18 protein-coding genes are annotated in these 11922 nt (G+C 52.8%); 3 read left to right on the top strand and 15 right to left on the bottom strand.

Features of this window, described 5'->3' with window-relative positions:
- Window positions 1-37: 37 nt before the first annotated feature.
- The 14 genes from FU672_RS17460 to FU672_RS17395 form a co-directional block, all read right to left on the bottom strand.
- Entirely contained in the window at window positions 38-295 is a 258-nt protein-coding gene (locus FU672_RS17460) for a putative phage tail assembly chaperone (RefSeq protein WP_148244196.1), read from the bottom strand.
- The gene (locus FU672_RS25190; RefSeq protein ID WP_148244195.1) at window positions 282-470 is read right to left on the bottom strand and encodes a hypothetical protein; all 189 of its coding nucleotides are present in this window, start codon (window positions 468-470) and stop codon (window positions 282-284) included. Before FU672_RS25190 ends, FU672_RS17460 begins: the two co-directional genes overlap by 14 nt.
- Entirely contained in the window at window positions 442-771 is a 330-nt protein-coding gene (locus FU672_RS17450; RefSeq protein WP_148244194.1) for a hypothetical protein, read from the bottom strand. The genes FU672_RS25190 and FU672_RS17450 overlap by 29 nt, the downstream gene beginning before the upstream one ends.
- Window positions 771-1112, bottom strand: a complete 342-nt coding sequence (locus FU672_RS17445; protein WP_148244193.1) for a M15 family metallopeptidase — start codon at window positions 1110-1112, stop codon at window positions 771-773. Before FU672_RS17445 ends, FU672_RS17450 begins: the two co-directional genes overlap by 1 nt.
- Window positions 1109-1405, bottom strand: coding sequence for a phage holin family protein (locus FU672_RS17440; RefSeq protein ID WP_148244192.1), 297 nt, complete (start codon window positions 1403-1405; stop codon window positions 1109-1111). The genes FU672_RS17445 and FU672_RS17440 overlap by 4 nt, the downstream gene beginning before the upstream one ends.
- Window positions 1406-1414: 9 nt before the next feature.
- Window positions 1415-1870, bottom strand: a complete 456-nt coding sequence (locus tag FU672_RS17435; RefSeq protein WP_148244191.1) for a phage protein — start codon at window positions 1868-1870, stop codon at window positions 1415-1417.
- Window positions 1867-2994, bottom strand: coding sequence for a DUF2586 domain-containing protein (locus FU672_RS17430; protein WP_148244190.1), 1128 nt, complete (start codon window positions 2992-2994; stop codon window positions 1867-1869). The genes FU672_RS17435 and FU672_RS17430 overlap by 4 nt, the downstream gene beginning before the upstream one ends.
- Window positions 2991-3695 (bottom strand): phage virion morphogenesis protein, encoded by a 705-nt coding sequence (locus tag FU672_RS17425; RefSeq protein ID WP_148244189.1) that lies wholly within the window; start codon window positions 3693-3695, stop codon window positions 2991-2993. Before FU672_RS17425 ends, FU672_RS17430 begins: the two co-directional genes overlap by 4 nt.
- Window positions 3692-4174: a phage tail protein gene (locus FU672_RS17420; RefSeq protein WP_148244188.1), complete on the bottom strand. Its 483-nt coding sequence runs from the start codon at window positions 4172-4174 to the stop codon at window positions 3692-3694. The genes FU672_RS17425 and FU672_RS17420 overlap by 4 nt, the downstream gene beginning before the upstream one ends.
- Window positions 4171-4623: a head completion/stabilization protein gene (locus FU672_RS17415; protein ID WP_148244187.1), complete on the bottom strand. Its 453-nt coding sequence runs from the start codon at window positions 4621-4623 to the stop codon at window positions 4171-4173. The genes FU672_RS17420 and FU672_RS17415 overlap by 4 nt, the downstream gene beginning before the upstream one ends.
- Window positions 4624-4717: 94 nt before the next feature.
- Window positions 4718-4909: a hypothetical protein gene (locus tag FU672_RS17410; protein ID WP_086626637.1), complete on the bottom strand. Its 192-nt coding sequence runs from the start codon at window positions 4907-4909 to the stop codon at window positions 4718-4720.
- A 1-nt stretch (window position 4910) separates the two neighbouring features.
- Window positions 4911-5624, bottom strand: a complete 714-nt coding sequence (gene gpM, locus FU672_RS17405) for a phage terminase small subunit (RefSeq protein WP_148244186.1) — start codon at window positions 5622-5624, stop codon at window positions 4911-4913.
- A 10-nt stretch (window positions 5625-5634) separates the two neighbouring features.
- Complete coding sequence (locus tag FU672_RS17400) at window positions 5635-6663, bottom strand: phage major capsid protein, P2 family (RefSeq protein ID WP_148244185.1); 1029 nt, start codon at window positions 6661-6663, stop codon at window positions 5635-5637.
- A gap of 34 nt (window positions 6664-6697) precedes the next feature.
- On the bottom strand, window positions 6698-7516 hold the full coding sequence (locus FU672_RS17395) for a GPO family capsid scaffolding protein (RefSeq protein WP_148244184.1): 819 nt from the start codon (window positions 7514-7516) through the stop codon (window positions 6698-6700).
- Between the two features lie 185 nt (window positions 7517-7701).
- Between FU672_RS17395 and FU672_RS17390 the strand changes: the two genes are divergently transcribed.
- From FU672_RS17390 to FU672_RS17380, 3 genes are read left to right on the top strand one after another with little or no spacing between them, the layout of a single operon-like run.
- Window positions 7702-9486: a terminase large subunit domain-containing protein gene (locus tag FU672_RS17390; RefSeq protein ID WP_148244183.1), complete on the top strand. Its 1785-nt coding sequence runs from the start codon at window positions 7702-7704 to the stop codon at window positions 9484-9486.
- Complete coding sequence (locus tag FU672_RS17385) at window positions 9483-10502, top strand: phage portal protein (RefSeq protein WP_148244182.1); 1020 nt, start codon at window positions 9483-9485, stop codon at window positions 10500-10502. Before FU672_RS17390 ends, FU672_RS17385 begins: the two co-directional genes overlap by 4 nt.
- Window positions 10502-10825, top strand: a complete 324-nt coding sequence (locus tag FU672_RS17380; protein ID WP_148244181.1) for an Ogr/Delta-like zinc finger protein — start codon at window positions 10502-10504, stop codon at window positions 10823-10825. The genes FU672_RS17385 and FU672_RS17380 overlap by 1 nt, the downstream gene beginning before the upstream one ends.
- A gap of 12 nt (window positions 10826-10837) precedes the next feature.
- Here FU672_RS17380 and FU672_RS17375 read toward each other — a convergent pair whose 3' ends face one another.
- The gene (locus FU672_RS17375) at window positions 10838-11827 is read right to left on the bottom strand and encodes a hypothetical protein (protein ID WP_187360824.1); all 990 of its coding nucleotides are present in this window, start codon (window positions 11825-11827) and stop codon (window positions 10838-10840) included.
- Window positions 11828-11922 lie beyond the last annotated feature (95 nt).

Raw genomic sequence — 11922 nt, 5'->3', positions numbered from 1 at the left:
TCGAGTCCATTCTCTTCAATAGTCTGGACTCGTCTGGTTAGTTTTTTACTTCAATTTCCAGCTCTGGCGCGTAAAGCTCGTTAACCTTACCCGCAATCTGAAGCGCAGCTCCGGGACGTTTTAAAATGTCGGTCAGCGCTTCTTTACTTTCCGTCGCCACAATACGCGTCAGATAATTGTGCGCTGGCACCACTTTATTATCCATCGCCATTTCATTAATGAACTTATTATAAGCCGTCTGGTTAGGTTCAAAGGTAATATCTTGGCCACAAACAGTAAGATTAATTTTTTCCATAAATAACGCTCTCTCTTAAATTAATTTCATCAATAAGCTGGTTATGTCGGGCAGCGCACTGCCCGTATAAGTCCAGATAAAGGGTTAATAACTCAGCTGCATCCCGCCCAGTCGTTCCGGCCAGACGCGGTAGCTGCGTGGTACATTTAGTCTTCAGGTTTTCCTGATAGCGCACGCTCGGTGCCGGCTGCGGCCTCGTTGTACATGCTGACAAAATCATCAGACAGGCAACGATTGGTAAAGACCGGCTTGACCACTTCGGTACGAATTTCACGCGGTGGCGCATTTTTCAAAGCCTCCAGCTGAGCCTCCAGTTTTCGACCCGACGCACTGGCCACGTCTGCCAGCTGCTTACCGGTAGCGGTGGCCGTCTGGCTAATCGCAAGGTCAATACTGTCCCGCTGCCACCCTGCCACCGTCCAGCCACTACAGAACGTCAGGACAACCAGAATAATTCTCACCACAGGATGTTCCATCAACGAACCCCGTTGTGTTCCAGGCTGAAGTGATTGCCGTCCGGACGGGATTTGAAGCGCCCACCCCACGTACCGCCCAGTGATTCCCAGTACTCGCCCAGCGGCAGGTATGCCGTGCTGTCGGTCTGGTACTGACCGTTAATGAACAGATTGAAGTCCACGGCCAGACGCTGGGTATGCAGGCTGTTGGTGATACCACTGCCTTTTTTCGCATTCAGCGCAGCCTGCTCCGGCGTGCGGTACGCTTCACCGAACGTCAGACGGTAGCCGTGTTCTTCAGCCCACTGAATCAGATTTGCCACCATTACGGTGAAAAGCTGCTGTTTTTCGCTAAGAGTCATTTCCCTGTCCCTTTATTCAGAAAACCGCCGATCCCTTTTTTACGGAGCCAGGCTTCCACACCGTTCAGCCCCAGAATCCCCAGCCCCGAACCAATCCCAACCAGCGCCAGCGGATGAATGTCCGGTACCACATACAGCGCCACCCCGGCCAGCAGTGACAACGCACTGCCTACAATCAGACGGCCGGCCAGTAAACGGGCGGTGATAGGCTCACCGCTGTTCAGCATCTTTCCCAGTGCAATCAACGCCCCCATGATGGCCAGCGCAATAAATCCTTTTTCGTAGTCCTGCATCCCTGCCTCTTATCCAATCAGGTTTTCCGTGGCTTCCGCTTCCAGATACGGAATGCCGTCAATGTTGATAAATTTAGGGCTGGTCACGAGAAACTTAATTTTTCGCGTGGACAGCGCTCCACCTTTGGGATCGAGATCCAGAAGGTTGTTCAGCAGCAGCTTGCAGCCAAACGCCTCCACTTTGGTTTCTTCGTTGCCGGCTTTGGCATAGAAGAGAAAATCCAGTTCAGGAATGCCGCGCCACGACCCGGCAGACTGCGCACGGGCTTTGATGGACGCCAGTGCCTTGGTGGCCAGCTCCAGCTCCCCCTCTGCGGACACGTCACCATCCACCCAGCCATCCGGCACGCCGCGCGTCTGTGCTGCTGCGGTGTTGTCGGTGATATCGAGCGAAATCTTCTCCGCATGTACCAGCTCGCCATCCATATAGAAGTCGAAGGACATGCCCGAAATACGTCTGGTCATGAGTTTGCCTCCAGGCTGGCATCCAGCAACAGGCTGATCGTGATTTGCAGCGGTACCTCATACGTACGCACCACAATGTAAATATCGACGGCCTTTTTGTTCTTCCAGACGATCGTGATATCGCCATCCTGCGGGGGCTTCACTTCGCCGGGGAAGGACACGCCGTTAATGTTCGCGGCAGTGGACATTTCGCGCAGCGGACGGGCAAACAACGTCTGGTGTGCGGCAATGCTGCCCGGCGTGCTGTTAAGCGAACGGTCAGCAATTTTGCCAATAGCCAGCAGACGCACGCGACGTGCGGCTTTATCCACAATACGCAGCGTTTCAATGGACTGATAATCGCCGCCCTCGACGTCCAGCGTACGGCCGTCAGACCAGTAGTAGCCGTCATAGTCCGGATACCACATCGGCACGCTGTAGCGCTGCGCTTCCAGCGCCTGAAGCGTGGCCAGCTCCAGCACCGCACCGGTACCGTCTTTCGGCAGCTCATCGCTCCCCATGCTCAGCAGTGCCCCGGTCTTCACCCGCGCGGGGCTGTCGGCAATAGTGACGGCACGATTACACAGGCGGCCGGCAAGCACGCCCGGTTCGTTACCCCAGAGGCGTGGAACCAGCTGTACCGATTTTTCGGCAATACCATTCTGAAGCGTGGACAGGCGGGTCAGATAGTCAGCCTGAGCCTCCTCATCCTGCATCCCCTGCACCGCCAGAATGAACCAGACCCAGCGGCCATATTTCGCCGTCAGCTCCGATCGCAGCGTTGCCGCCTGGGTAATGGTCGCTTTGGCGGTGACATCATCCGACAGCACCACCCCTTCAACCGAACAGGACACCTGCGCAGCTTTAACCGCAGCCACCCACGCATCCGGCTCGCTGTCTGCGGCCAGCACATGGACAAATCCCCACCAGTTCTGACCAGCGTTAGCCAGTGCAGCCAGTACATCGTTTTTTAACGGGCTGTCACCGTCACCCAGCAGCGAGTCAAAATCGCTCTGTGCGTTGACGGCCAGCGTCTTCCCTATATTTGTTTTACCGGTACCGATAAACAGCAGCGTGCGCTCCACCTCATTGGTTTCTCCCAGCAGCTGATTTACCTGATTCACGGTTACGTTTGGCCAGGTCATGCTCTCCCCCTGATATCCTGCGCGTTAACATCCAGACCGAACCCGACAGCCTGAAGCTGCCGCGCCAGCGCTTTGTTAAAATCTTCCTGACTAATCCCCAGAAACGCCCTGGCAGGTAAATCAATCTGCCAGGAGGTTTTGACCGGCTTATCCTCCAGTGTCCGGATAAGCAGACCAGCCTGACGGGCGGTCATTTTTTCCTGAATTTCCTTATATCCGGGTTTACGCCAGCGCTTACCGCGCCTGACTTTATACCCGGCCTTGCGCAGGCGCTTCGCCTGTCGCAGTGAGGCAGGTTTATCACCCTGCTCACGGCCTGCCACCTGCTTACGGTTGACGGTGACGCTCATCCCGTTTTGCTGGACATACCCCACGACGCCGGCAGAGAGTTTCCCTTTCGCGTTGCGGTAATGACCGCCGGCAAGATAGAGCCTGACGGACTCGGTTTCCGGCATCTCCCGGATGCGAATCAGTTTTGGCATATTGCGCAGCATCTTGCCCTTACGCCGCGTCTGCCTTGCCGGCCACTTCTCCCCTTCAGGAGACTGCTGGTTACGCACATTGCGCCTGGACGCAGCTTCCACGCCATATTTAGCCATACGCCACAGAAGGCGGCGGCGCTTCGGCGGCGGTAACTCAAGGCTGGCCAGCGCCGTCTGAAGCTGCCGGAACTGCTCCTGATTCAGCTCCCCCTGAATCATTTTTGCCCCTCATTACGCGGGATGATGGTCATTTCCTCCGCCGTCCAGACCTCCGGGTCATCAAGTCGCCAGCGCTGGCCATCGAAGGGGATCTCACCTTTTGGATCGGGAACCATATTCAGTTCTTCCGCCATTGGCAGCGTCACCACCATGATGGCCGTCTCCTGGTCGATGGTTTCGATATCGAACTCCGGCAGCTCGCTGTCAATGCCGGTTTCCTCCAGCAGCCCCCGCTCATCCTGCGTCAGCCAAGACATAAATAGCGCCATCAGGATTTTGGGATCGTACTCACGGTAGGGATAACGCTCCCACGTCAGAACGGCGTTATAGCGAATGATGGCAAGGCGATACTGCCCCAGCCCATTATCCCGCTGTGCCGGAATGAACGTGATTTCGTCCATCTGGCTGTCAAAACCCTGCATGGCGCGCTTAGGCATGTTTGCAATGAGAAAATCGGTCAGTTGCTTTAACTGGCTCATATCATGGCCACCGTAATACGTTTTAGCCCCTTGATACGCCGTACCGTCAGCGTGGATTCGGCAATCAGGCTGGAGCGCGTCTCGTCACTCTCCTGCCCCGGATGGCTCTCTCGTCGTCCAACAGACGCAAACTCCCCCATCAGGTCAGCTTTGGCGCGGGCATACACCGCTTTGCGATAGCGGGCGCAAAGCAGGTTTTCGCCGTCGATTACCACTCCCGGAACGGCCTCCGCGCTGGTGTGGCCATCGCTCTGATATTTAGCGGCTACCTTAACGAGATCGTCATTGATTTCGCCGGCTGCGGTCAGCAGCGCCTGGCGGATGGTGGCCGCGTCGATATCGGCCGGAATGGTGCGCTGGGACTGAAAATCCTTCACGCTCAGGTCAGGCCAGAAGCCATCATTCGTCAGAATGGCATCATCAAAATCAATAGAGGTTCCGCTGAACATCCTGTTTCTCCGGAAAAAAAGCGGGCAGGCCGGTTTCCACGGGCGATACGCTTATGCGATCCCCTCCACCGCGCCCGCTTTCGGGTCGGTAGCCTTATGCGCCGCGCGGTGCGGCCTGAATCTCACCTTCTTCAAACCACGCATCAGATGCGCGGCCGTCAGCGGTCTGATAGTGGATCAGATACTGGTTGCAGCTATTGGTATATTCCGCGCGGGCTTTGATATGCCCCTCTTCGCCGCTAATGGAAACTTCAACAACCTGCCCTAACTCATGCTTAAACGACATCTCAGACTCCTGTAGTCTCTTTATCCAGCGCCCGCAGACGCGCAGCGATACGCTGCAACATCGTGCCGACACCACATTTAGGGTCGAATCCCTTCGCCTGCTCCAGCAGTTCCTTAGCCCGGAGCAATACATCCCTGTCTTCCGTTGCCGCTGCGCGTGGCTCTCCATTTTCATCGCGCAGCAGGTGCAGACCGGCAAACTTCAGGTATTTGGCCTTAATGACCTCGTACACATTCCAGTGCTGCATTACGTTCTCCAGCGTGCGGCCGAAATACGGCTCTACATCATGTCCCTCAACGGCTTCCGCTTCCGCCCAGGACAACACCGTATCCGCCACAAACACCGGGAATGTACTGCCGAACGCGGCCGGGGTTTCCTGCCCCAGCGCTACGGCCACGTCCGCCCAGTCCAGCGCCTGGTCAAACTGGCCGGTATCAAACAGCCAGACGACACACCAGGCAAAAACGGGATTCTGATTTGCTCCGTCACCGTCAAGCCACTCCTGCGCCGTTGGCATCCAGCGCGGCAGCAGTACATCCCGCTTGAACGTCATACGTTCGACGCGGCTCTCAATTGCCGCCGCTGCGGCAATATCTTTTTCGAGCGCCACGAGCTGAACATGCAGGCTGGTTTCCGTGTCCAGCGCTTGCTGCTGTCGCAGTAACCGCTCTGCTTCAATTCGTGCACTGTGGCGCTGTGCCGGTGACAGTTGCATTCAGTTCCCCTTACTCTCCAGCCGGTGGCACTACTGGTGCCCCGATAGTTACCGCACTTTCATCAAACGCGGCGTACAGTTCCGGATACTCAACCGCATAACCTTCGTTACGCAGGTATTTGTTTTCGTACTGTTTACGGTCTTCCACGAACTCAGCCTTACGCTTGCGGGTGCCGCGCTGGGTGTAGATGTGCAGGTTCGGCAGCGTGGTGACAATCATACGTTTACCCGGCATAAACGGCGGGACGTAAGCAGTGCGGCCGGCGATACTGTCAGACAGCAGCTGCGCGGCGATCTTCTCGGTCGGCTTATCCGCTTTCTGGTACAAACGGAAAGATTCTGCCGCCACAAGGTCAGCACCAACCAGCACCACAAGACGCGGGTCATTACGGTACTGTGCCGGGATTTTGGCGTTGATAAGGTCGGATGCCATCGCATCGAGCGACACATAATCGCCTTTACCGTCACCATCGAGCACAACCGAATCGGTGATAATCTGCTGACCATCCTTCCACTCTTTAACGATCTGGTGCCAGCCCTTGTTCACATCTTCGCCGTTCGGGTTCTTCTCGGCATCCGTGGTTTCCGCAATGGACTTACCGTTAAAGCCGATACGCAGCATATCCAGCGCAAAGGACTGGTTGGTAAATTCCTGCACGCGCTGGAAGAACTCACCTTCATCGCCGGCATTCGCCCAGACAGAAAGCAGTTGCCAGGTCAGCGCTGCACAAGAATCAGTTTCAACCAGCTTGTAGTCATTACCGCTCACGCCCACTTTCTTACGGAAGCGGCCATCCAGCACACGACCGGTATACAGGCCAGAACTGCCAACCGGCACCACCTGCCCCTGTAACTGGTCAACATCAGCGACCGTCAGGAAATTCAGAAAGTCAGACTGTTCCAGCAGCGCATTGCGCAGCTGGGTCTCTTTCGGGTCGGTCAGTGCAAACCAGCGGTCATCCTCATTAGCACCGTAGGATTCACGCAGTCCGCTGTGGTACTGACGCAGAAACTGACGGGCTTTTGCATTCAATTGCATATTCATTTTCCTTAAAGAAAATCAGCATCATCCCTTACAGGAAGTTGAAGCCTTTTTTGCCCTTACTGAACTGCTTAGCCGGCAGTCGGGTGACTTTTTCATTCAGCTTGCTGAAGCCCTTAACCAGCTCCGGCAGGTTGCCCACCAGACGCGCGAAATCTTCGGTATCCACCACGTCTTTCACGGTATCAACATCGTCCTGTACATCGGACATAGCGGACTCAATGGCGCTAACGCGATCTTCCAGCGCGGCCAGCGCATCCGCCAGCGCCTGCAAGGCATCAGACGGTGCCGGATCCGGGTCAGGAGTCTGCTCCGGTTCTTCGATACTGAAAAAATGACGCCAGCCTTTTTTTGCTGTTTTAGACATTCCCTTTTCCTTTTTAAATTCCCTGACTTCATCAAACGCCAGCGGCTTATATGGCCCGACGCGTTTACCTTTTGTGCGGCTGAAACGTAGCCGTGTGGTGCTTACTCCGGCAGGACTGTCAGTAATAGCCAGCCCCTCAAGATAGGTTTTTCCGGTATTTCTGAAATTGCCATCCGGTGTAAACTCCGGTGACAAAAATAAAAGCTGTCCTTCTGCATTTGCCTGTAGCAATGAAATTGCCGGACAGAGACGGGCATATAAACGAAGAATATCTTCATCATCCCGCTCGGCTTTTACTTCCAGCACCTCCCCCATATTCCCGAAATTACGGGAGTGTTCCGGCCATAACAGCGCGGTATACAAAGAGGGATCATATAATTCAGCGGCATCAAGCAACCATTGTTCTTCAATGGTACGTTTGTCCACCGTTTCACCCGCAGTGGCGATACAAATCCAGTTTGTTGCCAGTTGTGAACCTGACATATTGCCTCCGTTCATTCTGCGAGTTTCAGTATCACCAATAAAATGCATCTCCGCATTTCAATTATTTTGAAAAAATTCGGTTATCGATTCTTTACCGCATCAATAAGATTAAATTTTCAAAAATTACGTCCAGATTGCTGAATAATTGGCTTATTAAACAAAACAGGCAAAAGGCAAGGAAGCCAATGGCGAAATACAGTGAAGAACTAAAAGGGGTGGCAAGGGCGCTATATCTGAAACGTTTTACCCCACAGGAAATAGCCAGCGAACTTAATCTACCCAATCGACGTATCGTTTATTACTGGGCGGAGAAATATGCCTGGGCGGAGCTGCTCAGCCATGAATCTACGGAAGACGCGCTCAATCGCCGCGTGCAGTCGCTGACGCTGCGTGAGGGTAAATCGGAGCTGGAACTGCGCGAGCTGGACAGTCTTGTGGCGCATCTGGTGAAACTGCGTGCGCAGCATAATAAGCATCAGGAAAAGCTGGCTGAAATTAAACACAGTGAAGGTGATGCAGCCGCGCCGCGCCAGTCCGGCGACGGCGAAAAATCGCGTAAACGCGGAAAATACAAAAAGAACGATATCAGTAAGCTCACCCAGGAGGACTTTGACCGATTCGCGCAGGAGACCCTCTTTGGGTATCAGAAGCACCTGCGTGCCAATCTTCACCAGCAAATCAGGAATATCCTGAAAAGCCGCCAGATTGGTGCGACCTGGTATTTTGCAATAGAAGCGTTTGAAAATGCGGTGATGACGGGCGATCCGCAAATCTTCCTCTCGGCATCCAAAGCCCAGGCGGAAGTATTCCGCAGCTACATCGTGAACATCGCGGAGAGATATTTTGGGGTGGAACTAAGCGGCAACCCCATCCGACTGTCCAACGGCGCGGAGCTGCGCTTTCTTTCCACCAACAAGAATACCGCCCAGTCCTACAGCGGCCACCTGTACTGTGATGAATATTTCTGGGTGCCGAACTTCGCCAAACTTAACGAAGTGGCCAGTGCGATGGCCACGCACGACAAATGGCGCACCACCTACTTTTCCACGCCCAGCAGCAAAACCCACCAGGCGTACCCGTTCTGGACGGGGGAAGAATGGAAGCGCGGCGACAAAAAACGCGCCCGGGTCGAATTTCCGACAGAGAAGCAGCTGCGTGACGGCGGACGCCTCTGCCCAGACGGTCAGTGGCGCTACATCATCACGATGGAAGACGCGATCGCAGGCGGTTTTAATCTGGCCAGCATCGAGAAGCTACGCAACCGCTACAACCGCGATACGTTCAACATGCTTTACATGTGCGTGTTTGTGGACAGTAAGGACAGCGTATTTTCGTTTTCCCATGTTGAGCGCTGCTGTGTGGATCCTGCCACCTGGGAAGACCATGACGAAAACCTGCCCCGGCCGTTCGGCAACCGCGAGGTGTGGGCGGGCTATGACCCGGCACGTAGCGGCGACACGTCCACCTTTGTGATTGTCGCGCCTCCCGTACTGGCCGTTGAAAACTTCCGCGTACTCCGGGTCTTTCACTGGCAGGGGATGAACTGGAAGTGGCAGGCGGCACAGATTAAAAAGCTGTTTGGCCAGTACAACATGACCTATATCGGCATTGATATCACCGGGCTGGGAAGCGGTGTCTATGAAGACGTTCAGCACTTTGCCATGCGCCAGACTGTCGCTATCCGCTACGGCGTCGAGACCAAAAACCGCCTGGTGATGAAGATGATCGACGTTATCGAAGACGGCCGCGTGGAATGGGATAAGGAGCAGACGGAAATCGCCGCCAGCTTTATGACCATCCGCCGCACGTCCACGGCCAGCGGCAACGCCATGACGTTCGTCGCTGACCGCACAGCAGAGACAGGCCACGCAGACAGTTTCTGGGCTATCGCCCACGCTATCGACAATGAACCACTTAATTACGGAAACCAGCGTAAATCCCGCTGGGGAAACTTAGGGAAAGCAGCATGAAGAAACGCAAATTCCGGGAGCGCCACAGCGCCCCTAAACCGCGTCATATGAGCCTTATCAGCCTGGGTAAACCTGAACCCATCCTGACCACCGGCACAAACTATACCGATGTCTGGTACGACAACGAGGCAGAGCACTGGACGCTGCCGATTGACCGGCTGGCACTGGCGCAGCTGGTTAATCTGAATGCACAGCACGGCGGTGTATTGTATGCCCGCCGTAACATGGTGACGGCTAACTATGAGAATGGCGGGCTGACGCATGAGCAGCTCGGCGCTGCCGTATTCGACTGGCTGACGTTCGGTGATGTGGCCATTCTGAAAGTGCGTAACGGATGGGGGGATGTGGTGGCGCTGTATCCGCTGCCGGCGCTCTACACCCGCCAGCGTAAAACAGGCGAATTCGTCGTACTGCAACAGGCTGAACCGATGATCTATCCGGCGGAAGATATCATTTTCCTGAAACAGTACGATCCGCAGCAGGCGGTCTATGGCCTGCCTGACTACATCAGCGGCATTCACTCCGCACTGCTGAACGGTGAGGCGACAATCTTCCGCCGTCGCTACTACCACAACGGCGCTCACACCGGGGGAATCATCTATTCCAATGACCCGAACATGACCGACGAAGTGGAAGAAGAGATTATCAGCAAGCTGGAACAGTCGAAGGGGATCGGGAACTTCAGCACTATGTTCGTGAACATCCCCAAAGGCGATCCGGATGGCATCAAATTTATCCCGATTGGCGATATCAGCGCCAAAGATGAGTTCCAGAACATCAAGAGCATCAGCGCCCAGGACGTGCTGACCGCGCATCGCTTCCCGGCCGGACTGGCGGGAATTATCCCGACGAACGGCGCAGTGATGGGAGATATTGAGAAAGCGGCTAAAACCTACCGTAAGGCTGAAATTTTACCTATTCAGCGCATGTTTGCGGCGGCGATTGCTGGCCAGAGCGATATTCCGCAGCATTTGTACCTGAATTTCCTGAAAGACAGCGAGCTGGAAGGTGATTAATGCCCCCAAAAAGGCTAAAATATAGGCGTTTTCAGGTTGATGGAGCGCGGAATATGCGGGTACTAAAAGTAAAATGTCCGGAGTGCGGGGCAAAGGCGATTATCAAAAAGACGAATCCCAAGCACCCTCATATTTCAGATATTTACTGCGCCTGTTCTGACGTGGAATGTGGTCATACCTTCGTACTTAATCTGACGTTCTCGCACACGTTAAGTCCCAGTGCCAAAACCGGGGACTTGATGGTGCAGACGATCCTCAATTCGTTCTCACCTGAACAGAAGCAAATGACTCTGGATTTATTAAAGGCCGGACTAGTTGCATAAAAAAGGCACCGTTTAGGTGCCTTTTGGTTTCTTTATAATTATCTCCTTTTTATCCTCCCTATTAGATGTTAAATCAGAAATTTTGGATTCTGCTTTTTGAACTAGCTTAGAATCGACTGACTTAGAAACACGGTCATCCTGCATTTGACTAGATAACTGGAGATCTTGTATTTCCTTACCAAATTTCTGTATATTTTCAACATTCAAGACATTTAACGGGTCTAGAGAACCTAACGAACCCAAACTGGGGTTTGTAAAAGGAAGTGTAAAACTAGATATCTTTTGATTTATACCATCCAATCTCTTTTGATTAGATATGATTTTAGAATTTAGCTCCACCAACTCTTTGCCCTTTAACTCCAACTCCTCTCTTATCTTTAACAATGAAGAGGATGCTTGGACATAAGAAACATTTTGAGCCTCAATTTCTTTTTCTTTTTCTTTTATTGAAAAACTCAAATCCCTTACTTTTACCTGCATATCATTAAATTTATCTTCGATAGCATTTGTACTGTATTCGATCGCCTTATTTGCGTTCTCAGCCTTCAGTCGTGCTTTTGCATCAGCATATTCATACTCAACATTTTTGCTGATCTCACTGATTTTCAAATCCAAAACGTCTTGTTTTCTTTTACTATCATTAGTGTTTTTTTTCGTAAGAACTTCATTTTGTATTATATCGACAACATATGTGAGAAATGGAGTACCAACAACAAATATAATAGAAATAATAAATGGATACCAAAATGTATGTGCATGAGGGATACTAACCCCCCAAAAAACAGTATTTGATGGTAATGCTTTTACTGTTTCAATACGTTGCTCCATGCTCAGACTGAGCGAGAAGCATATTAATAAAACGCGATCCCAGTTACAGATTATCCATGAGGATATAAAACATAGAAAAAAAGGATTGGACAACCTCTGATTAACGACATTCATTACTGGCTCTGTTGTGACTGCTTTGGCCGCATCCAAAACTTTATTTAAAGTTTCACTCATTTTATGTATACCAACCATTGTTTATATAAGCAGAGTTATTGATAAGCGGATAATAACATACAGTTCGAAAGCTGCGACATAACATCTTTCATCAT

It is taken from the genome of Enterobacter asburiae, from assembly GCF_008080435.1.
Classification (GTDB): domain Bacteria; phylum Pseudomonadota; class Gammaproteobacteria; order Enterobacterales; family Enterobacteriaceae; genus Enterobacter; species Enterobacter asburiae_C.
Note: the sequence above shows the minus strand (reverse complement) of the source record. Positions and strands in the feature narration are given on the sequence as shown.